Raw genomic sequence first — 21,968 nt, 5'->3', positions numbered from 1 at the left:
AACCTCACAAAGTAGTACACCGTTTGAAAAGATTAAAAATGCGCTTTTTACCAGGTTGATATGGGAAAGATACGGAGTTTTACGTTTGGACAAACGAAGTGGAGGTGCCTTTCCTTATCTTTGTTGATGCACGTTGAATACTCTCAGGTTACAGGGAAATTTGATAAGTTGGGGATGGTAATCGGTGTGCGGATGATTAACCAGGTCTAAGAGCATGAAACCTGATTTTTGTCCGATTTCGTAGGGTTGTTCTTTGAGGGAAGCAAGAGGGGGGCGTTCCAGGTACTGGATCATGGGATTGGCACCATAACCGATGAGTTCGACGGTGTCGGCTTGCGTAGCGAACTCGAGACGCAGGCAATTCAATGCATCGAGCATAACCTGATCTTTGAAAGCGAGAACGGCTGTTGCCGGATCGTCCAGTTGCATCAGGCGACGCATGGCTTGTTGGTTGCTTTCCTGGCTGAAATCGCTCTCCTGCACGAGGGATTTATCGAATGGGATGCCGTGTTGAATCAGTCCGTCTCGATAGCCAAGGAAGCGATCGCGACTGGTCGTCCAAAAGGAAGAAGCATTGATAAAGCCAATCCGTCTGTGGCCGCGGGATACAAAGTAACTTATGGCATCGAGGGCTCCGGTGTATACGTCGCTACAAACGCAGTGAAGTTCTTCATTGATAGGCTTGCGTATAAAATACACAACGGGAATGCCGGAGTAGACAAACTCGCTGATATGGGTCGTATCGACCGTCTCACGGGATATGGCAATGACCAAACCGTCTACACGGTTACTTTGCATGGTAAGCAGCAACTCTTTTTCCCGCTGAAGGCTCTCATGACTTTGACCGATGAGAACGTGGTAACCATGGTCATATGCGGATTTTTCAAAACCCTCCACGGCGGCTACATAAAAATGGTCGAGCATGTTGGGAATGACAATCCCGAGGGTGAATGATTTTTGCTGCTTAAACCGGATGGCGGTTTGATTGGGAACGTAACGAAGTTCTTTGGCTAGTTTCTTAACGCGTTCCCGGGTAACAATCCCGATGTTAGGATGGTCCCGCAGGGCTTTGGAAACGGTAGAGGGGGACAGTTTAAGTGCTGCGGCAATGTCTTTGATGGTGGCTCGCTTGTGATCCATTGGGCTAAGATAAGGAAAAAGCAACAACCATTCGCGTTGCGCATTGCGGGAGAAAATAAAGTAACCAATATATTCAAATAAATACATACGAGATGGAAACAAGGAGAAAGTTTGTCCAAAAAGGATTGTTAGGGATTGCCGCGGCTGGTTTGGCCGGCCGGGCGTTCGGATCGACGAAACCGGAACACGGTAAAGATTCGAGCGTCGCCAAAGGAGTCAATTTTGATCTGGCCATCGCTGGATACAGTTTTGTTAAATTTGGACTGGATGACTCGTTGGCGATGATGAAACGGATGGACGTTCGTTACCTATGTATTAAAGATTTTCATTTGCCCCTTACCGCTACCGACGCGGAGATTGCCGCTTTTCACAAGAAGTTGGCCGATTCAGGCGTAACCGGATATGCCGTTGGACCGATCTACATGGCGAAGTCCAAAGATGAAATTGATAGGGGGTTTGAATATGCAAAGCGGGTGGGCGTGAAGTTGGTCGTAGGGATTCCCTCGCGGGAAAATCTGCCCTATATTTCTGAAAAAGTTAAGGAATACGACATGCAGTATGCCATCCACAATCATGGCCCGGAAGACAAGTTGTATCCGAATGCGACAACGGTGTTCGAAGCGGTGAAAAATCTGGACGAACGAATGGGGCTGTGCTTTGACATGGGACATAACGCCCGCGACGGACACGATTCCATCAAAGACGTAGAACGTTACCATCAACGGATATTTGACATTCACCTCAAGAACGTTACTTCACCAACGGCAGATGGTAAAACGTGTGAATTGGGAAGGGGCGTGATCGATATTCCGCGATTTGTCAAAACGTTAAGTAAGGTAGGTTACCAGGGAAAGTGCAGCCTGGAGTTCGAGAAAGATATGTCCGATCCTTTGGCCGGATTGGCCGAAAGCAAAGGGTATTTTCAGGGAGTCGTAGACTCACTGTCTTAATGCAGCTTATTTACGATTGAACCTTAAAGCAAATACGTACGTTATCAATTAATAATGGACAACAATTCACATTCAAGACGGATATTTATAAAACGGGCCATGCTGGCCTCGGCCGTGGCGGCCGTATCTCCTGGATTATTAATGGCTAAGCCGAAGTTGGCATCGGCCAATGAGCGCGTAAACCTGGCCTGTATCGGGATTGGCAACCGGGGCGCACAGATTATTGATGACCTTTATGCGACGGGTTTGTGTAACGTCGTTGCCCTTTGTGACGTCGATATGGGAGCGCCCCATACCGTTGACATTTTGAAGAAGTTTCCCAATGTGCCGCGCTTCCAGGATTTTCGGCAAATGTTTGATAAAATGGGCAACCAAATTGATGCCGTATCCGTTGGCGTGCCCGATTTTTCACATTTTCCCATCACGATGCACGCCATGGGATTGGGTAAACATGTGTATGTAGAAAAGCCTTTGAGCCGCACATTCCAAGAATCTGAGCTGTTAATGAAAGCAGCGAAGAAATATAAAAACGTCGTTACGCAAATGGGTAACCAAGGGCACTCCGAGGCGAACTACTTCCAATTCAAGGCTTGGGTGGAAGCGGGAATCATCAAGGACGTAACGGCTATTACCGCACATATGAATTCCCCCCGCCGCTGGCACGGATGGGATCCCAACATCACATCTTTTCCGCCTGCCGAGCCGATCCCCGATACGTTGGATTGGGACTTGTGGCATGCTGCGGTAGCCAAGCAACATTCGTATAACCATGATTACGTGAACGGGCAATGGCGCTGCTGGTACGATTTCGGCATGGGAGCCCTGGGCGACTGGGGAGCGCATATCATCGATACCGCACACCAATTCCTCGATTTGGGACTGCCCTATGAGGTGGAATGCACGAAAGCCACGGGGCATAACGATTTCTTTTTCCCCATGTCTTCAACCATCGTGTTCCGGTTCCCCGAACGTAAGCGCATGCCTGCACTGGATATTACCTGGTATGATGGAGTGGATAATTTACCTCCCATTCCGGAAGGATACGGTGTCTCGGGACTGGATCCCAATATCCCGCCCCCCAGCACCGGTAACCTGGAGCCCGTTAAGTTGAATCCCGGAAAAATTATCTATGGCAAGGACTTGACATTTAAAGGGGGGTCGCATGGGAGCACCCTATCCATCATTCCCGAAGAGAAAGCAAAAGAAATGGCATCGCGATTACCGGAAGTACCGGCTAGCCCGTCCAATCACTTTGCCAATTTCCTGAAAGCCTGCAAAGGGGAAGAAAAGACACGGTCGCCTTTTGAGATTTCCGGTCCCCTAAGTCAGGTATTTTGCCTGGGCGTATTGTCTCAGAAACTGAACACCAAGCTGGAATTCGATCGGAAGAAAAAAATCATTACCAACAATAAAACAGCGAATGAACTGCTGATAGGCCCGCCACCACGGAAAGGTTGGGAACAATACTATCAAGTTTAGTTTCTAATTCACACGTGATAATTAGTAGTTGAAAATGGAAAGTTGAAAGTTAAATTTCAATTTTTCGTTTTCAACTTTTCATTTTTTGAGGTAGATTCACCTTCATGATTAGCAGGTGTCTTATACTCCTCCTGATCTCCTATGAAAGCCTAGCCCAAACCTACGTCGGCCCAAACTACCAAGCCATGGGTTTCACGGGTGCCGCCCTCGAGGGGATATACAGTCTGACGGCTAATCCTGCCGGCCTGGTGGGGGTGGAGCATCCAACCGGTAGTATCAACTACCAACATCATTTTTTTTCTCCCGATGTTACGACGCAAGCCGCTTTATTGGGGCTGCCGACCCGTTACGGGGTCTTTGGGTTGATGTTGAATCGATTTGGGTTGAAATCGGCGTATCATGACGTAAAAGCCGGCTTCTCGTTGGCCAAGCACTTAGGCCCTCGGTTCGCACTGGGGCTATCGGCCAATTATCACCAGCTTCGTATTCCGTCCTATTTGAATGTTTCTTCGATAACGGTGGACGTAGGCATGCAATATCGTTTGCCAAAAAATGCCATTATTGGTTTGCAGTATACCAATGTGGGTAGTGCAAGCTACGAACCGGGTGTGTATGGAATAATACCTGCTTACGTGAAAGCCGGAATCAGCTATCCGTTTTCCGCGGTTATTGTCGTGGCTGAAATGGTCTATCGTCTCACCCAAACGTTGGGAGGACATGTTGGCATGGAATACGCCATCGGGGATCTCTTGTACCTGCGTGGCGGCCTGTCTGTCAATCCGCTCCAGCAGCATGCCGGATTTGGACTCCGTTGGCAGCATGTTACCTTGCACACAGCAACAACTTTTCACCCCCGATTGGGTGCAACACCACAAATAGGACTCTGCTATGCGTTTTAGTCCGTACGTCATACCGCTAATCGGACTGTTGTATGCAGGCCAGGTATGTGGCCAGTCGGAAGCAGACTTGCTTATGGAACGGCTGATGGAGTTTATGGCGGAGGAGCGAACGGAGGACTTCGATTTTTCGGAGCTGGCGGAACGGTTGGAGTTTTACGGAAAGCATCCGGTTGACCTTAACCGAACGGATGGCAGCGAACTACGGGAACTGCAATTTGTACCCCAACTGTTTATTGATAATTTACTGGATTACCGGAACCGGACTGGCCGGTTTATATCCCTTTACGAATTGCAGGCGGTTGAAGGAGCGGATATGGAATTACTCCGGCTAATCATGCCGTATATTACCGTGGGTGCCCCTTCATCTTTATCCGGAGTCGGGGTTGGCCAATTCATGACGGACGGTACCCACGACCTGATGATCCGATACGGGCGGACGGTCCAGCAGCGACGCGGATATACCGTTACGGACACAACGCGATCCCGGTATCTGGGCTCACCCGAACAACTTCTTGTCCGGTATCGTTACCAATTCGGCCGGGATCTGCAAGTTGCTTTTAACATGAAGAAAGATGCCGGGGAAGCCCGGTTTGATTTTTATTCAGGCAGTGTTTACATACGGAATCAAGGCGTATTGAAGAACTTGGCCGTCGGTGATTACTCCCTGCAGTTCGGTCAGGGATTGGCAATGTGGAACGGTATGGGGTTCGGCAAAAGTTCAATGATACAGGGTATGGCCAGGCAATCTGCGGGGGTACGGCCTTATACGTCGTCCAATGAGGTGTCTTTTTTGCGAGGAGTTGCTGCCACCATCGCAAGCGGGCATTTCTCGGTCACCCCGTTTTTTTCGGTACGCCGTCTGGACGGTGCAGTGACCTATGTCGACGGTAAACGTTCTGTCGGCTCAATTAGCCAAACCGGACTGCACCGAACGCCTACAGAGATTGCTAACCGTCATGCGCTGTTGCAACGGGTTTATGGAACACATATGCAATATGCCTATCGGCGGCTCCGCATAGGAACGATAGCCTATCATACCCATTTCGATTCCACTATTCAACCACAGGATCTCCTGCGGAATCGTTACGCTTTCCGGGGAACGAGCCTGTGGAACGCCAGCCTCCATTATCATTACTCGTGGCGGGGTATATATTGGTACGGCGAAGCAGCGCATAGTATTGGCAGCGGCTTTGCTTATGCAAATGGCGTGATTGCGTCGCTGCATCCTCACCTTTCGCTTTCGCTTCATCACCGGAATTTTCAACGAAATTATCATTCGTTTTTTAACCAGGGAATTGCCGAGGGAAGTATGGCATCAAACGAACGTGGATTCTTTTCGGGTTTCGTATACCATCCAAACAGGACGGTCGAGTGGGTTTTGTATGGCGATTTTTTTCGCTTTCCCTGGTTGCGTTATCGGGTGGATGCTCCCTCGCGGGGCGTAGACTTCCTCTCGCAGTTTACCTATTCTTGGTATAAGAAGGCGAATGTCTCCATTCGTTACCGGTATAGGCAACGCGCGGAAAATGCGTCGATAGATGTGCCGCATCCTATGGTGGTCGATGTGCTTCGGCAGCAATTACGGGTAAACGGGCAGTATAAATTGGGGGATGCATGGAGCCTGCGGAACCGGGTCGAATGGACCCACTATCGAAAAGAGGGTGTGCCCGCGGAGACCGGATGGATGGCTTATCAAGACATAATTTTCAAACCAATGGCCGGAAAGCTGAGTGGAAACGCCCGGATAGCCTGGTTTAACACCTCCGGATACAACGCTCGCATTTATGCCTTTGAAAACGACGTTTTGTATGCCTACTCCTTTCCGGTTTACCACAACCAGGGCATCCGTACGTATATTAACCTCCGTTGTCGATTTGGGCGGAAGATGGATGTGTGGGTTCGATATGCGACGTTTATTTATCGCGGAGTAGAGGAGGTAGGTAGCGGACTGGATACGATAACGGGAAATCAGCGATCGGATGTGCGGGTCCAGTTGAGGTTGCAATTTTGATGTAACGTTTTATTTTGATTCATTATCCATATCTTTGGGCATGATTCGGAAGAATATGGTTAAACGATTGGGAATTGCCCTGGTTTTTTTCATAGGAGCGGTCTGTTTTGCCCGGGCGCAGGACTTAAATGCACGGGTACAGATCCTTTCTCCACAGGTACAGAATACTAACAAGCGGGCGCTGGACGTACTGGAGAAAGCTATTTCCGATTTTCTCAATAATCGTACGTGGAGTGCTAATGAAGTTCAGCCGCAGGAGCGCATCGATTGCAGTTTTGTTATCACCATCAATGCATGGGACGGCTCATCCAATTTTACGGCACAGGCCCAGATCATATCCACCCGGCCGGTTTTCAATACTTCGTATAACAGCCCGGTGCTGAGTATTTCCGATAACAATTTTAATTTCAGTTATACGGAGGGCCAGTTAATGGATTATTCGGATCAGCAATATATGAACAACCTGACCTCATTGCTGGCGTACTACGCCTATATCATCGTAGGTTTGGATGCCGATACCTTCGAAAGCAACGGTGGAACCCCGTTTTATACCGCCGCCCAGAATATTGTCAATAACGCTCAGAATACCGGATTTAACGGTTGGCGGTCAATGGAAGGCACGGATAACCGGTTTTGGCTGGTTAACAATCTGCTGGATCGTCGGTATCAGCCGCTTCGGGATTTTCTCTACAGTTTTTACCTGAGAGGCTTGGACAAAATGTCCGAGAATGCAATGGAAGCGCGTAAAACGATCTTGGAATTGCTGCCCATGTTGCGAAAAGTGGACCGACTGGCACAGGGAGCTGTATTTAACCAAGTGTTCTTTACCGCCAAGTCGGACGAATTGATCGGCATATTTGGTGGCATGGGGCCCCAGGAACGCGTACAAGCCTATAATGTACTTGCCGAAGTAGACCCTGCCAATGCCAATAAGTATGAATCTTTACGTAATAGTAGGTAAAAATAACCAATGCTAAGTCGTTTATCTATTCAAAATTACGCGTTAATTGACTCCCTGGACATTCGTTTTGATAAGGGGCTAAATATTCTCACTGGCGAAACGGGGGCAGGTAAGTCCATTATCATGGGCGGGCTGTCGTTGATATTGGGGCAGCGAATAGAAAGCCGTTACTTTTTTAACCAGGATAGAAAATGCATCATCGAAGGCTATTTTGACGTTTCCGGTTACGAATTGGAGACCTTCTTTGAGGAGCAGGACCTGGATTATGCGGGCGAAACCATCATGCGCCGTGAAATCAGTGCGGATGGGAAATCCCGGGCGTTTATCAATGATACGCCGGTGACGTTAACTGTGTTGAAGGCGTTGGCCGAGAAGCTGATTGATATCCACTCCCAGCATGCAACGCTTCAGCTCAGCACCGAATCCTTTCAACTGCTGACATTGGACAGCGTTGCACAGAATCAATCCTTGCATCAGCAGTATTTAACGGTTTATCGCACGTTTAAGGCTACAGAAGACCGACTGAACACACTTAAAGAAACCGTAAGGCAGGCAGGGGCGGAAGCCGATTATCACCGCTTCCTGTTCGAGGAACTGGAGAAAGCCAAGCTCGAGGTAGGTGAGCAAGAACAGCTTGAGCTGGAGCAGCAGCAACTTGAACATGCTGAGGAAATCAAGCGACATCTGTTTGGCACCGTGCAAATCTTGCAGGAACAGGAAATTAATACGGTTGCCTTGCTCAAAGAAGCATTAAGCCAGCTTCAACAGGCCGAACGGCATATGCCATCCCTGGCTGCGCAGATAGAACGATTGCAGAGTGCGTTTATCGAAATCAAGGACCTGGGGGGGGAAGTCGATCGTATCGAGCAGGGTATTATATTGAATGAAGAACGGTTGGCAACCGTTAACGAACGGCTCGACTTGCTTTATACATTGCAGCAAAAGCATCGCGTGGATAATTTAGCGGCACTCGTTGCCCTGCGCGACGAATTGGCGGAAAAGCTGAAAGCGCTGTCTTCAGACGATGAAGAAATTATCCGACTGGAGTCGGAAGCCAGCCGATTGAAGAAGGAAATGCTGGCGTTGGCGGATCAGCTAAGTGCCAGTAGGCGGGCTGTGATTCCGCGCGTACAGGATGAAGTTAGCCAGGTGCTACGTACGGTTGGTATGCCCAATAGCCAATTGCGTATTGTCCTTGATCCGCTCGAAGCGGATGCGGTACGGACCAGTGGCCGAGATCGGATTGAGTTTTTGTTTACCGCAAACAAGGGGCAGGACCCACAGCCGGTAGGCAAGGTAGCGTCCGGCGGCGAACTTTCGCGCTTAATGCTGGCCATCAAATCATTGATCGCCAAAACTTCCGCGCTTCCGACGATTATTTTTGACGAGATCGACACCGGAATATCCGGAGAAGTAGCCTTAAAGGTAGGAGAGATTATGGAGCGTTTGGCAGACCATATGCAAGTAATTGCAATCACGCACTTGCCGCAAATAGCCGCTAAAGGAGATACGCATTTTAAGGTTTATAAGATCGAGTCGGCAGAAAAGACCGCAACCTCCTTAGTCCAATTGGCCCAATCGGATCGGGTGCGGGAAATTGCGGAGATGCTCAGCGGAACGAATCCCGGTGAAGCCGCGCTGCAACATGCAACCGAGCTGTTGGGGAAATAACAAAAAAGCGTTACTTTTACCCAATTTTTCACGTTGACTAAATAAAATAAACTATGTCCCATAACCTACTGAAAGGAAAGAAAGGAATTATTTTCGGTGCACTGGATGAAAAATCCATCGCTTGGAAGACCGCTCAACGCTGCGTACAGGAGGGGGCTGAAATTGTGCTCACCAACGCCCCGGTAGCATTGCGTATGGGCACGATCAAGCAGTTGGCCGAAGAATGCAACAATGCACCGGTTATTCCGGCCGATGTAACCAGCAGTGAGGACATCGAAAACCTGTTTAACCAGACCCTGGAGCATTTCGGTGGCGGTGTGGATTTTATCCTGCACTCCGTGGGCATGAGTGTCAACGTGCGCAAGGGTATCCACTATACGGAGAATAACTACGATTTCATGCATAAAGCATTTGATATATCGGCAATCAGTCTGCACCGTGTATTGGCCACCGCGCTGAAAAAGGATGCCATCAACGAATGGGGATCGGTGGTTGCACTTACGTATATTGCTGCGCAGCGTGTGTTCCCGGACTATAACGATATGGCCGATGCCAAGGCGCTGCTGGAAAGCATTGCGCGCAACTTTGGCTATCAATATGGTGTAAAGAAGCACGTTCGCGTAAACACGATCAGCCAGTCGCCCACGCAGACAACCGCAGGGTCGGGTGTAAAAGGCTTCGGTGATTTTATTTCGTATGCGGATAAGATGTCGCCTCTGGGAAATGCTACGGCCGACCAATGTGCTGATTATACGGTGACCCTGTTTTCGGATTTGACGCGGATGGTCACGATGCAGAACCTGTTCCATGATGGCGGTTTCTCATTTACCGGCGTAAGCGAAGCTGTGATTACCGGGATGGGCGCGGAATAGACGACTTAACGTTTTAGAATAAAAAAAGCGGCTTTGGGCCGCTTTTTTTGTGGAAGTACAGTTTGATTAATAGTCTTCGGCATCCAAAAGAATAACCTTGATGTCTGCCTGCCCGGGCCTTGCAAGATCACCGCCCAGACCGTCTGCGTAGGCGGCATCGATCAGTAACGTGCCTTCGGAATAGTCATAGCGGTATGCAACGCCATCGTATACGGTGGTTAATGGCTCATAGATATTGCCATCAAACGAAATATCTACAAGCACGGTACCATAGTCAACGACATATTGATCGATTTCGGGAAAATCAAGTTCAACAAACCACCGGTCAGTCCGGTTTTCATCAGCTTGCCATTCATTCGCCGCGATGGTATATGGGATAATCCGGTTATAATTGATCTGCTGGATAATCTCTTCTTTCGTGCAGGAAGATAGGCCAAGGATTGCCAGGAATCCGACCACTAAGGTAAGGGGCTTTTTCATATACGTTTGTTTTGGGTAAATAATTTCGTTAACTAATTTTTCTTATATGACAATCAAAGGCTAAAAAAGGTTTAACGCAATAATTGCACCAAAGAATTTTCGTGAGACCACTTTCCATATAGGTGGCGCAGTCGATGCGGGTTATACGTGCGAAAGGAAATCTTGTAAATTTGTTTTTTGAAAGTAAAGACATGACCAACGACAAAACGACGTATATAAAGCAAATTCAGGTGACCAACGAACATTTGGACCAGAATAATCACGTTAATAACGTGCAATTTGTGTGCTGGGTGGAACAGATTGCCGCAGAACATTGGGAAAGCCTGAAGCACAAAACGGATTACGTAACGGACTATTGGGTGCTCATTGACCATCATATTCAATACAGAAAGCAGGTCTATTTAGGGGAAACGATTACCGTAAAAACCTATCCATTAGCGCCGGAAGGTATTAAACAACCCAGAAAAGTGGAATTTTATCGTCACGATGAATTGGTAGTGGATTCACGCACGCTTTGGGTTTTGTTTGACAAAGAAAAGCAGAAAATAAAGCGGATTGAGCGCGATTGGCTGAAAACAGTCGAATGGTAAGTATGTGGTTGAATGGTTGTATAAAAAAGCGCCATGGGATTTAATCCCATGGCGCTTTCAGTAATTTGTACTGCGATGTGGTCGCGCAGTTAAGCTATTCGTCTTTCTTCTCGGCTACATCCGAAGGTTTGGACGGGCCGCCATTCCCAGCCTGCACCTTAACCACAATCTCCGTTTTATCCTTGTCGTAGTCAACTTCCAAGGTGTTTCCTTCGCTGACTTCGCCTTTCAGGATTTCCTCGGCGATGGGATCTTCCAGGTATTTCTGGATCGCACGCTTAAGCGGACGCGCCCCGAAATTACTATCGAATCCTTTCTCGGCAACAAAGTCCTTCGCTGCATCGGTAAGTTTAATGCTGTATCCCAATGCTTGGATGCGGACGAAAAGAGACTTCAACTCGATGTCGATAATCTTGAAGATATGTTCCTTGTCCAGTGAATTGAAGACGATCACGTCGTCGATACGGTTGAGGAACTCAGGGGCGAAGGCCCGTTTCAGTGCATTTTCAATGACACTGCGGGAGTGCGATTCGGCTTGTTCGGCCTTTGCTGAGGTAGTAAAACCCACACCTTGTCCAAAATCCTTTAACTGACGGGCACCGATGTTGGAGGTCATAATCAGAATGGTGTTTCTGAAGTCTACCCGCCGACCAAGGCTGTCTGTTAATTGCCCTTCATCCAGCACTTGCAGAAGCAAGTTGAATACATCCGGATGCGCTTTCTCGATTTCATCCAAGAGGACCACCGAATAAGGCTTACGCCGCACTTTCTCCGTCAACTGCCCACCTTCTTCGTAACCCACGTATCCCGGAGGCGCACCGACAAGCCGTGAGATGGCGAATTTTTCCATGTACTCGCTCATGTCAATCTGGATGAGGGAGTCTTCGCTGTCAAACATAAAACGCGCCAGCTCTTTCGCCAATTCGGTTTTGCCGACACCGGTAGGGCCCAGGAAGATGAAGGAACCGATCGGTTTTTTCGGATCTTTCAGGCCTGCACGGGTGCGCTGAATCGCTTTAACAAGTTTTTTCACTGCTTCGTCTTGGCCGATGATGCGTCCCTTCATGGACTCCGCCATGTTCAACAGCTTTTGGCTATCGGATTGGCCCACACGCTGAACGGGTATACCCGTCATCATCGAGACCACTTCGGCTACGTTATCTTCCGTCACAGTATACCGCTTGGTTTTCGTTTCCGCTTCCCAAGCCGTCTTTTCGTGCTCAAGTTCTTCCAACAGCCTCTTTTCCGTATCACGCAGCTTAGCCGCTTCCTCGTATTTCTGGCTACGGACTACCTTGTTTTTCTCAACCTTGATTTCCTCGATTTTCTGCTCGATGTCGATAATGCTCTGCGGCACGTGAATGTTGGTCAAGTGTACCCGCGATCCGGCTTCGTCCATCGCATCGATGGCTTTGTCAGGCAGGAACCGATCGGTGATGTACCGTGTGGTCAACGTAACACACGCCTCAATGGCTTCGGGCGTATAGTTGACGTTGTGGTGCTCCTCGTACTTGTCCTTGATGCGATTCAGGATCTCGACCGTCTCATCGTGTGTAGCCGGCTCGATCATTACCTTTTGGAACCTACGATCAAGCGCGCCGTCCTTTTCGATGTACTGGCGGTATTCGTCAAGGGTGGTAGCACCAATGCATTGGATTTCCCCACGGGCCAACGCCGGTTTGAACATGTTGGATGCGTCCAGCGAGCCAGAGGCACCGCCGGCACCGACAATCGTATGGATTTCATCGATAAAAAGAATGACATCCGGAGATTTCTCCAATTCGTTCATGACCGCTTTCATCCGTTCTTCAAACTGGCCGCGGTATTTCGTGCCAGCCACCAGCGAAGCGAGGTCCAGGGTAACCACCCGCTTGTTGAACAACACCCGGGATACTTTCCGCTGGATAATGCGCAGCGCCAATCCTTCGGCGATGGCCGATTTCCCAACCCCCGGTTCACCGATCAAGATCGGATTGTTTTTCTTCCGCCGTGAAAGAATCTGTGAAACCCGTTCAATTTCTTTTTCACGACCCACAATGGGATCCAGGCGGCCTTCTTCAGCGGCCCGTGTGAGATCCCGGCCAAAGTTATCAAGCACCGGAGTTTTGGATTTGATGTCCGATACCTTCTTCGGCTGATTGAAATGGTCTTCCTCTTTGAAATCATCATCTCCAGCCGTTGAGCCGGAGGCTTGGTCTGTGATGCCTGCTTTGTGCTGTTCTACGTCCGCTTTGAAGACATCGTAATTGATGTCGTATTGCTGTAGAATTTGCGAGGCGATGTTTTCCTCGTCGCGCAGGATGGATAACAGTAGGTGTTCAGTGCCGATTACGTCACTTTTGAAGATCTTTGCTTCAAGATATGTGATTTTCAATACTTTCTCAGCCTGTTTGGTGAGCGGCATATTACCGATCGGAGCACGGGACATCGAAGAACCTTTTACGGCATCCTCAATGGATTTGCGTAGCTCGGTAGTGTCGATCCCTGCATGCTTCAATATCTTGATGGCCATCCCGTCTCCCTCACGGATTAAACCTAGCAACAAATGTTCTGTGCCGATGTAATCGTGTTTCAACCTGATAGCTTCTTCCCTGCTGTATGAAATCACATCCTTTACGCGAGGCGAAAATTTTGCTTCCATGAATGTTTACCTTTCTCTTTTGTATGCTAAGGATGCGATAAATGTAGAAAAAATTATCGCTTGTGCCTTACTATTTTGTGTAACATTTATCAACAATTAAGCCATAGACACAAATATAACATTTTGTCAGTTTCGAGAAAAGTATTATTACACCATTCTGACGATAAGCCGCTTGAGTCGCAGGAGTTTTTATTTGCCTATGCGCAAAGGATTTCCGTCGCTCACCGCGCCAAAGCGTTACTTTCTGCGGAAGAAAGTAACGAAAGACTCGCCGCTGTATCCTGCCGCTACCAAGGTAGTGCATCAACGTGCATAGAGCGAACTTGCATATCAAGGGTAAGTTAGCTAACTTCGCACGTAAAAATCGACGTATGTCAGACGAAAAAATTATTTTCTCCATGGCGGGGGTGAACAAAATCTATCCGCCTCAAAAACAAGTACTTAAAAATATTTATCTTTCCTTTTTTTACGGAGCGAAGATCGGTGTAATCGGTCTGAACGGTTCCGGGAAATCGTCTCTTCTGAAAATTATTGCCGGTCTGGATACCTCGTATCAAGGGGAGGTCGTGTTTTCGCCCGGTTATACCGTCGGTTATTTGGCCCAGGAACCTGAATTGGATCCCAACAAGACCGTAAGGGAGATTGTTGAGGAGGGAGTCGCCGAAATAACGGCGATTCTCAAGGAATATGAAGAAATTAACGAGAAATTTGGTCTGCCCGAGGTGTATGAAAACGCAGACGAAATGGACAGATTATTGGCGCGGCAGGGCGAATTACAGGACAAAATCGACGCGGTCGGCGCCTGGGAGCTAGACACCAAGCTGGAACGCGCAATGGATGCGCTGCGTTGTCCAGATCCGGAGCGAAAGGTAGACACATTGTCAGGAGGCGAGCGTCGGCGGGTGGCATTATGTCGTTTGTTGTTGCAGGAACCCGATGTGCTGCTCCTGGATGAGCCAACCAACCACCTTGACGCCGAGTCCATTGATTGGCTGGAACAGCACCTGCAGCAATACAAGGGAACCGTGATTGCCGTTACGCATGACCGGTATTTCCTCGATAACGTAGCGGGATGGATCTTAGAACTCGATCGGGGAGAAGGAATACCCTGGAAGGGCAATTATTCCTCTTGGCTTGATCAGAAAGCAAAGCGCCTCGCCCAAGAGGAAAAAACCGAGAGTAAACGGCAAAAAACACTCGAGCGCGAATTGGAATGGGTGCGCATGGCGCCGAAAGCCCGACATGCCAAATCCAAAGCGCGTTTACATAACTACGAGAAACTGGCCTCGGAAGAGACGAAGGAACGGGAAGATAAGCTCGAACTATTCATACCTCCCGGACCGCGGTTGGGAAACGTCGTTATCGAAGCGCAACAGGTGAGCAAAGCGTATGGCGATAAGATTCTTTTCGAAGGCCTGAGTTTCTCGCTGCCCCCCGCGGGTATCGTGGGCATCATCGGACCCAACGGAGCGGGAAAGACCACGCTTTTCCGGCTTATCACCGGACAGGAACAGCCCGACAACGGTACATTCCGCGTTGGAGAAACCGTGGCACTGGGCTATGTGGATCAAATGCATGACGACCTGGATCCCGAGAAAACGGTCTGGGAAAACATTACCGGCGGTAACGAAAACATACCGTTGAGTAACCGGCTTGTGAATTCTCGGGCATACGTGTCAAAATTCAATTTCAACGGCGCCGACCAGCAGAAAAAGGTGGGGGTGCTTTCGGGCGGCGAACGCAACCGTGTCCACCTCGCCATCACACTTAAAAAAGGCGCCAATGTGCTTTTGCTCGACGAGCCCACCAACGATATTGATGTAAATACGTTACGGGCTTTGGAAGAAGGCCTGGAAAACTTTGGCGGCTGTGCCGTCGTGATATCGCACGACCGTTGGTTCCTCGACCGGATCTGCACTCATATTTTGGCTTTCGAAGGCAACTCCCAGGTGTACTTCTTTGAAGGGAATTACTCGGAATATGAGGAGAACCGCAAGAAACGTTTGGGCGATACCGCTCCCCAGCGCATCAAATACAAAAAGCTGGTAAAAGGATAACGGATGTTGGATACCGCGAAACTACTGAAGGCGATTATCGAAAACGCGATCGACGGCATCATCACGATCGACCGGGTCAGCGGCTTGGCGTCACTGCTCAATGACGGTCACTAATCGAGCAGGACGGTAGTAAGATTGGTTTGTACACACCTACGACAAGAAATTAATCAGCTGCTTTCTTTTGGGCCTATGAGCGGACAACATGAAGATACATATGTGCTATAGCAAAAAACTGCGCACCAAATCTTCCCACTCTTCTTCCAAGGATAAGCTGGGCCGCTGTTTTCCCGCCCGTCGATACCAATAATCTGCGTTCCAAAGATCGCCTTCCTTTCGGTGTAGGTACGCATGCACGTGAGCAGACTGCTTATCTTCCAAGTCATTAATCAAGTCGTGGGCACGCTCCCAGTCGCCTTTACCGTCGTGCCACAGCGCTTCGAGCTGCACGGTAAGACCAACCGGAGGGCGGTTCTGCGTTAACGAAGTTACAAAAAGCCGGGTATCCATCATTGTTTTGTCATTCAAAGGTAGTGAATTCATCGTTACACTTTATCGCTATGTCATTTTATCGCGTGCTTTTTCGATGCTTTCCCGACGGTTTCCCGATAAAACGTCGTCTTTTCACTTTTTTACCGATACCACGCCTGGCTGCGGCATTGTACGATCCGCCAGGATCCCTGCTTTGCCTTCTCCCCCAAAAGAGGGATGTGTTCACGAAGTCGAATCGCCTATCTTCGTTTCGGAACAAATCACATTTACCACAAATTACTGAAAAACAAACTATTATGTCAAATTGCAATGTAACGTTTTACAAGAAAACCGATGGGAAAAAGGGAACCGACGGTTACAAGAACTATGATGGGCCGCAGTCTGTTGCAGACCTAAGCAAGGTGTTATGGGAAGGGACGACCTTGGATAACGATATGAAAGATGACATCAGTTGGATCGACACCAGTTCGCAGGCTTGGGTTCGGGTTTATTCCAAAGCCAACTTTCAGGGCAGAACGGCGCTCATCGGGCCCGATCAGCATATCAGTATGAAAGCACTCCGGGACGAGAATGACGAGGATGACATGGACGATACCATTGAAAGTTTCCAGCTTTACGATCACAAACCCGATGTCAATACCAGCGCTATCATTAACAATTTATTGGCGCTTTACCCCGGGTCCGAACGGTCCCGGAAAAATAACCGGTATGAAACGGAATGGTACGCGCAGGATTCCCAATACCGTATCTACGATCCTTCCATACAGCTAAGCGGCAACACGCTAAGTTTCAGCATGGACCTCGATCACATCCAGCTCGAACAGGACGATCATGCTGTCGTAACTTTCTGTATGGATTTAAACGGTGGTTTCGTCGACCAGATCAAAGTAACGTATGACATCGCTGACGCCACACAAGTTCCCGAGTGGGCCATAAAGTTGATCGACGGCGTAATTGAACTCGCCAAATACGGTGCCATGGCTATTGCTGACGGTGCCGTCATCGTCCTGACGGATGGGATTGGCGTGGTTGCCACGGTAGAAATCAATCGACTCATTAAGTACACTGCACAAGCACTGACGTTCTGCGTCGATCACCTGAATATTGTACTCGGCGCGGTTTTCAAATTTCAGAGCGACGGCGGAACAGCCAACTTTCCGGCCATTGTGTCGCACAGTATTGCGAGGCTTATACTGGCGTATTATCAAGAATTATACGGCCCGGACCCAAATGACGCCATGGGCTTTAACGAACAACGCTTCTTAAACACCTTGGGAGCAGGAACCTGGCAGCATACCAAGCACAATCCGTTTATAGAATTCAACGAAAGCGTATATTCTTACCGGGCGTACTACCCCGATAACACGTTTTTCTACGCTAGGGGCGGAGCGTTGTCTTCCGTCAAGGTCGATGCGATCACCGACAACCGCATGGATGACCACCTGGTCCTGCAGGCCATTTTTGATCCGCATGGCAAGCTGTTTGCCGTGGCCGGATGCATTGATATCTTTTTGGTAAAAAGTATATCAAATTACACCATGCCCGCAAGCGGCGTGTTCGCTTATAATGCCGACGGAAAGATGATTCATGTTCTCCAGGGCGGCGAAGAGGTAACGGAGGTACAGGGATATGACTCATTGGAGGCTGCCTTTGCCGATAGCCTGAGGAATGCGCTGCGAAAAGCGGGAGACGAATACGATATCAACGTAACAGATCGGCAGATCACGATGATCGATGCGTCCACACGGGTTTTGAAGGCAATGGGTGAAGCCATCGCAAAAGGCTGAGCGATGGCTATCCGTCAATCGCAGCAGATTTTCGCGTGATGGTGCCAATAGCAACTATTTTATCTTCGTTAACCGGGCGATAATGCCGAGATTTGCCGGCCAACGGACAATTTATGGCTGGATTCAAGGTTTGTATTGCTGAAAAGCCCAGCGTGGCGAAAGACATTGCGCAAGTAATCGGTGCTACAACGCGTATGGAAGGCTACTATGAAGGGAATGGATACCGGGTAACCTGGACATTCGGGCACTTCTGTACGCTGAAAGAGCCTCACGATTATAACCCGAATTGGAAATCGTGGCAATTGGCCTTTTTGCCCATCATTCCGCCATCGTTCGGAATCAAGCTTATTGCCAACAAAGGCGTAGAAAAGCAATTCAGCGTCATTGAACGGCTCGTAGCCGACTGCGAAGAAGTGATTAACTGTGGTGACGCGGGGCAGGAAGGAGAACTTATCCAGCGATGGGTGTTGCTCAAGGCCAAATGCCAGGTCCCTGTGAAGCGGCTATGGATCTCTTCGCTCACGGAAGCCGCCATCCGCGATGGTTTTAATAAATTGAAACCGGCTTCGGACTATGATAATCTGTACGCAGCCGGTAGCGCCCGGGCGATCGGCGATTGGCTGCTTGGGATCAACGCCACCCGCTTGTTTACGACGAAGTACGGCGCGGATAAATCGGTGCTTTCGATCGGCCGTGTTCAAACCCCAACGCTGGCCATGCTCGTGCAGCGCCAGAAAGAAATCGATGCATTCCGGGCGCAAGACTATTGGGAGCTAAAAACGACCTTTCGTGAAACCGTTTTTACCGCATCGATAGCGCGGCTGGAAGCGGCCGATCGAGCCGAGAAGGGACTTGCCTACTTAAAGGAACATCCGTTTGAAATCGTCGCGGCCGAAACCAAAGAGGGCAGGGAGCGCAATCCCCGTCTGTATGACCTTACCTCACTACAGGTGGATGCCAATAAGAAATACGCCTTCTCCGCCGAGGATACGCTGAAATATGTTCAGGCGTTGTATGAAAAGAAATTTGTCACCTATCCGCGTGTGGATACCACCTACCTGTCCGAAGACCTCTTCCCGCAGATACCGGGTATTTTAGGCAGCATGAAGCACTATGCCGCGTTGGCGGCTCCCTTGCTCGAACAACCCATAGCGAAAAGCAAAGCCGTGTTTGACGACAGCAAGGTAACAGATCACCACGCCATCATTCCCACCGACGTGTCGCCAGATGTGCTTCCGCTGGATGAAAAGCGCATTTACGACCTGGTTGCCCGTCGTTTCCTGGCGGTTTTCTATCCAGAATGTAAAGTTTCCAATACCAGCATAGCGGGTAGGGTAGGTAAGGTGCCCTTCCGCGTTACGGGCAAGCAAATCCTGGAACCCGGCTGGCGGGCGTTATATCCCAAGGAAAAGAAAGCATCGGGGGAAAACCCTGAAGAGCAGGAAATACCGGTGTTTGAAGTGGGTGAAAGTGGACCGCATGAGCCCTTCATCCACAAGGGGCGAACGAAAGCCCCCAAGGCCTATACGGAAGCTACGCTGTTACGTGCCATGGAGACTGCCGGCAAACAGGTGGTCGACGAGGACGTGCGCGACCTGTTGAAAGAGAATGGCATCGGTCGCCCGTCTACCCGCGCGAATATTATTGAGACACTGTTCAAACGGAAATACATCGAGAAGCAAAAGCGAAAGTTGGTGGCTACCCAAACCGGGATCCGGTTGATAGACACGATCCAGGATGAGCTGCTGAAAAGCCCGGAGCTGACGGGGGTTTGGGAGCGCAAACTGCGGCTCATTGAAAAGGGGGAATACGATGCTGCTCAATTTAAGCAAGAACTCGTTACCATGGTTTTTCAGCTTACGAGCACCGTAAAGCAGCACCAGGTGATGACTGACTAACCATGCGTGAGCTTTTTATCTATCCGCCTGCGCAAACCCAATTGAAAAACGTTTTGTTGCTCATTGCCGCTGCTATAAAAGCAACGGTTAATAGCAAAAATAAAGTGCTAACTGTCGGTCGTATTTTTTTATGCGGATATCACTAAGCACACGCATAACATCATCATGTCCGCGATATTAGAAACGATTATTCCAAAATCTGCTTTATTGTATTCCCGTTTTCGTCCAGCACCGAAAACGATACTTCATTCCGGTCACTTACCGCTAACTTGACACGCGGCTTCCCGTCTGTTCCATTGATCACCAGCGCCGTGGTACCGTTATTGGTGCCGAGCTGCAGACGGTTGGTGACAATTCCACCCGCCTTAATGGCTCTTTTGTAAGATTGGCCATCTAAAACCGGGTCAGGAACACGTTCCTGGTTGGCTAAAATAATAGCTGGCGTGCCATCTTCGTTTACGATATTAATCCGCTTTACCGTAATTTCATCCCCATCGTTCGGATGGTTAAACCCTGTTAAAATCAGAAAACCACAGAGTAGCGTAATGCCGATGTTATAAGCCGCCAGCAGATATTTTGTTTGTTGCATAATCACGTGTTTTGTTTTTTATTCAGCTTTTCGGCAAAACCGAGAATATAGCCATTAAGGTCTTTTAAATAAAATTCCTGCATTCCGTACCAAGTTGTCTTCACGTCGGTTATTTCCAGCCTTTTCGATCTAACGTCTTGATAAAATTTTTCGATTCCCTCGATTTCCATGTAAAATGAAACAGATGCTCCAATTGGCAAATCTTGCGCAAAAACCACATCCGCCTTAAACGAATCCGACCTTTGGAAAAACAAATCAATATGGTCTCTTTGCATCATTGCATATACATATTCTTTGTTTTCTTTAAAAGTTTGTTCTATTTCATCCTGAGTTGAGGGGACGGTCATAATCAGCTTAAAGCCAAGGTTTGTTTCGTAGTAGGCCACTGATTCTTTTATGTCGGCTACTTCAAAATTTGGGGTGAGTTTGATAATTTTCATAACTGAATCAATTGAATACAGCAAAACTACTTGTTCGAATCGGTAGCCAATTGTAAAAATCGGCCGTTTTCGTTTTTGAATAACTCTCCTGGTGTGGCGCTTGTATGCTTTTTGATTTCCTTTATGAAATGGGCTTGATCAAAGTAGTTTCCTTTCGGGAAAAGATTTCCTAGGGAGATTTCTTTATAGGAGGTATAACAGCGGACGATATTTAAGAATGTTTTTAATGGGAATCCGAACTGCTTATTGAAATAGCGGTTTATTTGGCGGCTGCTCCAAAAAATCCTCTCTGAAAGTTCCTTGACAGACAAGCTTTGTTTTTTGTACGCGAGCTCAAAGAGTTTAAGTTTTCTGTTGTCAATTGCCTTCGAATGGTTGATCGAGTTTTCTATCCGGTTGGAAATTTCGGAAGCGAACTTTTGTAAATCGTGTCCCTGATATAAATTGATGTCCCAAAACGTCAGCGGCAAGTTTTTAGCTGTATTGAGAATTGATTTTAGTTCCTGTTGAAACAAATACTCAGCTGCCAGGAGTTTGAAACGAATAGCAAATATTTTCGTTGATTTTGGTATTTTTACGACGATGGGATTTGTCCATACGCCTGTGAGTTTTACAGCCTTCAAGGCGCCGTTTTCAATTTCTGCAATCAGATCAAAACATCCGTCTGGTATGATGGTATGTACACAGTCAGTTTCGAACGTTTTGTATTCCCATAAGCTTTCTATGAAATTGGTCAAGAATCCGCTCGGCTTTACTTCATTGTATGTCATTGGGTACATTGGTCTGATGGAATACGGTCCCTTTATTTGAAAACTGTCGCACTAAGTTAAGATTAAATTGCAATAGATTTCTTTATATTCTGCAGTCTCGAGTGTAGTGTAGTAAATCGTGTGCATCTACTCACGGGGAGAATTGTTAATAAATTTGATTCTTTTATTGGCCATCGCATTTCTTTTTTATCATATTTGTGAATGAAATGAATAAGTTTTCATTTGGTGAATTCAGCTACCGAGA

18 protein-coding genes are annotated in these 21,968 nt (G+C 48.3%); 11 read left to right on the top strand and 7 right to left on the bottom strand.

All coding sequences use genetic code 11. The features are described 5' to 3' along the window. Positions 1-114: 114 nt before the first annotated feature. Positions 115-1,140, bottom strand: a complete 1,026-nt coding sequence (locus tag ACFQRK_RS06200) for a LacI family DNA-binding transcriptional regulator (protein WP_379004706.1) — start codon at positions 1,138-1,140, stop codon at positions 115-117. Positions 1,141-1,232: 92 nt separating this feature from the next. On the opposite strand from ACFQRK_RS06200, the gene ACFQRK_RS06195 reads away from it, so the two are divergent. From ACFQRK_RS06195 to ACFQRK_RS06165, 7 genes are all read left to right on the top strand, one after another. Beyond that, positions 1,233-2,090, top strand: coding sequence for a sugar phosphate isomerase/epimerase family protein (locus ACFQRK_RS06195; protein WP_379004704.1), 858 nt, complete (start codon positions 1,233-1,235; stop codon positions 2,088-2,090). Between the two features lie 54 nt (positions 2,091-2,144). Beyond that, on the top strand, positions 2,145-3,569 hold the full coding sequence (locus ACFQRK_RS06190; protein ID WP_379004702.1) for a Gfo/Idh/MocA family oxidoreductase: 1,425 nt from the start codon (positions 2,145-2,147) through the stop codon (positions 3,567-3,569). Between the two features lie 104 nt (positions 3,570-3,673). Then, positions 3,674-4,468: a hypothetical protein gene (locus ACFQRK_RS06185; protein WP_379004700.1), complete on the top strand. Its 795-nt coding sequence runs from the start codon at positions 3,674-3,676 to the stop codon at positions 4,466-4,468. Further along, positions 4,458-6,479, top strand: a complete 2,022-nt coding sequence (locus ACFQRK_RS06180) for a ComEA family DNA-binding protein (protein ID WP_379004698.1) — start codon at positions 4,458-4,460, stop codon at positions 6,477-6,479. The genes ACFQRK_RS06185 and ACFQRK_RS06180 overlap by 11 nt, the downstream gene beginning before the upstream one ends. A gap of 40 nt (positions 6,480-6,519) precedes the next feature. Continuing rightward, a complete protein-coding gene (locus ACFQRK_RS06175) occupies positions 6,520-7,440 on the top strand; it encodes a DUF4835 family protein (protein WP_379004696.1) in 921 nt (306 codons plus the stop codon). Between the two features lie 9 nt (positions 7,441-7,449). Beyond that, positions 7,450-9,111 carry a DNA repair protein RecN gene (gene recN / locus ACFQRK_RS06170; protein ID WP_379004694.1) on the top strand — a complete coding sequence of 554 codons (1,662 nt, stop codon included), beginning with the start codon at positions 7,450-7,452 and terminating at the stop codon, positions 9,109-9,111. Positions 9,112-9,164: 53 nt separating this feature from the next. After that, the gene (locus ACFQRK_RS06165; RefSeq protein WP_379004692.1) at positions 9,165-9,983 is read left to right on the top strand and encodes an enoyl-ACP reductase; all 819 of its coding nucleotides are present in this window, start codon (positions 9,165-9,167) and stop codon (positions 9,981-9,983) included. Positions 9,984-10,049: 66 nt separating this feature from the next. Here ACFQRK_RS06165 and ACFQRK_RS06160 read toward each other — a convergent pair whose 3' ends face one another. Further along, positions 10,050-10,463: a hypothetical protein gene (locus ACFQRK_RS06160; protein WP_379004690.1), complete on the bottom strand. Its 414-nt coding sequence runs from the start codon at positions 10,461-10,463 to the stop codon at positions 10,050-10,052. A gap of 191 nt (positions 10,464-10,654) precedes the next feature. On the opposite strand from ACFQRK_RS06160, the gene ACFQRK_RS06155 reads away from it, so the two are divergent. Further along, entirely contained in the window at positions 10,655-11,053 is a 399-nt protein-coding gene (locus ACFQRK_RS06155) for an acyl-CoA thioesterase (protein ID WP_379004689.1), read from the top strand. 94 nt (positions 11,054-11,147) lie between these two features. Here the strand turns inward: ACFQRK_RS06155 and ACFQRK_RS06150 are convergent, their stop codons facing one another. Next, positions 11,148-13,694 carry an ATP-dependent Clp protease ATP-binding subunit gene (locus tag ACFQRK_RS06150; RefSeq protein WP_379004687.1) on the bottom strand — a complete coding sequence of 849 codons (2,547 nt, stop codon included), beginning with the start codon at positions 13,692-13,694 and terminating at the stop codon, positions 11,148-11,150. Between the two features lie 371 nt (positions 13,695-14,065). On the opposite strand from ACFQRK_RS06150, the gene ettA reads away from it, so the two are divergent. Then, the gene (ettA, locus tag ACFQRK_RS06145) at positions 14,066-15,751 is read left to right on the top strand and encodes an energy-dependent translational throttle protein EttA (protein ID WP_379004685.1); all 1,686 of its coding nucleotides are present in this window, start codon (positions 14,066-14,068) and stop codon (positions 15,749-15,751) included. Positions 15,752-15,970: 219 nt separating this feature from the next. Here the strand turns inward: ettA and ACFQRK_RS06140 are convergent, their stop codons facing one another. After that, positions 15,971-16,291 carry a hypothetical protein gene (locus ACFQRK_RS06140; RefSeq protein WP_379004683.1) on the bottom strand — a complete coding sequence of 107 codons (321 nt, stop codon included), beginning with the start codon at positions 16,289-16,291 and terminating at the stop codon, positions 15,971-15,973. Positions 16,292-16,536: 245 nt separating this feature from the next. Here ACFQRK_RS06140 and ACFQRK_RS06135 point away from each other — a divergent pair, with 245 nt between their 5' ends. Both ACFQRK_RS06135 and ACFQRK_RS06130 read left to right on the top strand, forming a co-directional pair. Next, positions 16,537-18,027 (top strand): hypothetical protein, encoded by a 1,491-nt coding sequence (locus tag ACFQRK_RS06135; RefSeq protein WP_379004681.1) that lies wholly within the window; start codon positions 16,537-16,539, stop codon positions 18,025-18,027. A 113-nt stretch (positions 18,028-18,140) separates the two neighbouring features. Continuing rightward, positions 18,141-19,925, top strand: a complete 1,785-nt coding sequence (locus ACFQRK_RS06130; RefSeq protein ID WP_379004680.1) for a DNA topoisomerase 3 — start codon at positions 18,141-18,143, stop codon at positions 19,923-19,925. Positions 19,926-20,112: 187 nt separating this feature from the next. Here the strand turns inward: ACFQRK_RS06130 and ACFQRK_RS06125 are convergent, their stop codons facing one another. From ACFQRK_RS06125 to ACFQRK_RS06115, 3 genes are read right to left on the bottom strand one after another with little or no spacing between them, the layout of a single operon-like run. Beyond that, positions 20,113-20,514, bottom strand: a complete 402-nt coding sequence (locus ACFQRK_RS06125; RefSeq protein ID WP_379004678.1) for a hypothetical protein — start codon at positions 20,512-20,514, stop codon at positions 20,113-20,115. Positions 20,515-20,516: 2 nt separating this feature from the next. Then, complete coding sequence (locus ACFQRK_RS06120) at positions 20,517-20,954, bottom strand: VOC family protein (protein WP_379004676.1); 438 nt, start codon at positions 20,952-20,954, stop codon at positions 20,517-20,519. A 26-nt stretch (positions 20,955-20,980) separates the two neighbouring features. After that, the gene (locus ACFQRK_RS06115) at positions 20,981-21,733 is read right to left on the bottom strand and encodes a DUF6597 domain-containing transcriptional factor (protein ID WP_379004674.1); all 753 of its coding nucleotides are present in this window, start codon (positions 21,731-21,733) and stop codon (positions 20,981-20,983) included. Between the last annotated feature and the right edge of the window lie 235 nt (positions 21,734-21,968).

Source organism: Parapedobacter sp. GCM10030251, assembly GCF_042666505.1.
GTDB lineage: Bacteria > Bacteroidota > Bacteroidia > Sphingobacteriales > Sphingobacteriaceae > Parapedobacter.
The sequence above is the reverse complement of the archived record's forward strand: the minus strand, read 5'-3'. Positions and strand labels throughout refer to the sequence as shown.

Coding starts and splice junctions, on each gene's coding strand:
- ACFQRK_RS06130 (WP_379004680.1), top strand. CDS start 18,141: ATGGCTGGATTCAAGGTTTGTATTGCTGAAAAGCCCAGCGTGGCGAAA.
- ACFQRK_RS06155 (WP_379004689.1), top strand. CDS start 10,655: ATGACCAACGACAAAACGACGTATATAAAGCAAATTCAGGTGACCAAC.
- ACFQRK_RS06180 (WP_379004698.1), top strand. CDS start 4,458: ATGCGTTTTAGTCCGTACGTCATACCGCTAATCGGACTGTTGTATGCA.
- ACFQRK_RS06200 (WP_379004706.1), bottom strand. CDS start 1,140: ATGGATCACAAGCGAGCCACCATCAAAGACATTGCCGCAGCACTTAAA.
- ACFQRK_RS06195 (WP_379004704.1), top strand. CDS start 1,233: ATGGAAACAAGGAGAAAGTTTGTCCAAAAAGGATTGTTAGGGATTGCC.
- ACFQRK_RS06140 (WP_379004683.1), bottom strand. CDS start 16,291: ATGAATTCACTACCTTTGAATGACAAAACAATGATGGATACCCGGCTT.
- ACFQRK_RS06135 (WP_379004681.1), top strand. CDS start 16,537: ATGTCAAATTGCAATGTAACGTTTTACAAGAAAACCGATGGGAAAAAG.
- ACFQRK_RS06175 (WP_379004696.1), top strand. CDS start 6,520: ATGATTCGGAAGAATATGGTTAAACGATTGGGAATTGCCCTGGTTTTT.
- ACFQRK_RS06150 (WP_379004687.1), bottom strand. CDS start 13,694: ATGGAAGCAAAATTTTCGCCTCGCGTAAAGGATGTGATTTCATACAGC.
- recN (WP_379004694.1), top strand. CDS start 7,450: ATGCTAAGTCGTTTATCTATTCAAAATTACGCGTTAATTGACTCCCTG.
- ACFQRK_RS06120 (WP_379004676.1), bottom strand. CDS start 20,954: ATGAAAATTATCAAACTCACCCCAAATTTTGAAGTAGCCGACATAAAA.
- ACFQRK_RS06190 (WP_379004702.1), top strand. CDS start 2,145: ATGGACAACAATTCACATTCAAGACGGATATTTATAAAACGGGCCATG.
- ettA (WP_379004685.1), top strand. CDS start 14,066: ATGTCAGACGAAAAAATTATTTTCTCCATGGCGGGGGTGAACAAAATC.
- ACFQRK_RS06160 (WP_379004690.1), bottom strand. CDS start 10,463: ATGAAAAAGCCCCTTACCTTAGTGGTCGGATTCCTGGCAATCCTTGGC.
- ACFQRK_RS06185 (WP_379004700.1), top strand. CDS start 3,674: ATGATTAGCAGGTGTCTTATACTCCTCCTGATCTCCTATGAAAGCCTA.
- ACFQRK_RS06165 (WP_379004692.1), top strand. CDS start 9,165: ATGTCCCATAACCTACTGAAAGGAAAGAAAGGAATTATTTTCGGTGCA.
- ACFQRK_RS06125 (WP_379004678.1), bottom strand. CDS start 20,514: ATGCAACAAACAAAATATCTGCTGGCGGCTTATAACATCGGCATTACG.
- ACFQRK_RS06115 (WP_379004674.1), bottom strand. CDS start 21,733: ATGTACCCAATGACATACAATGAAGTAAAGCCGAGCGGATTCTTGACC.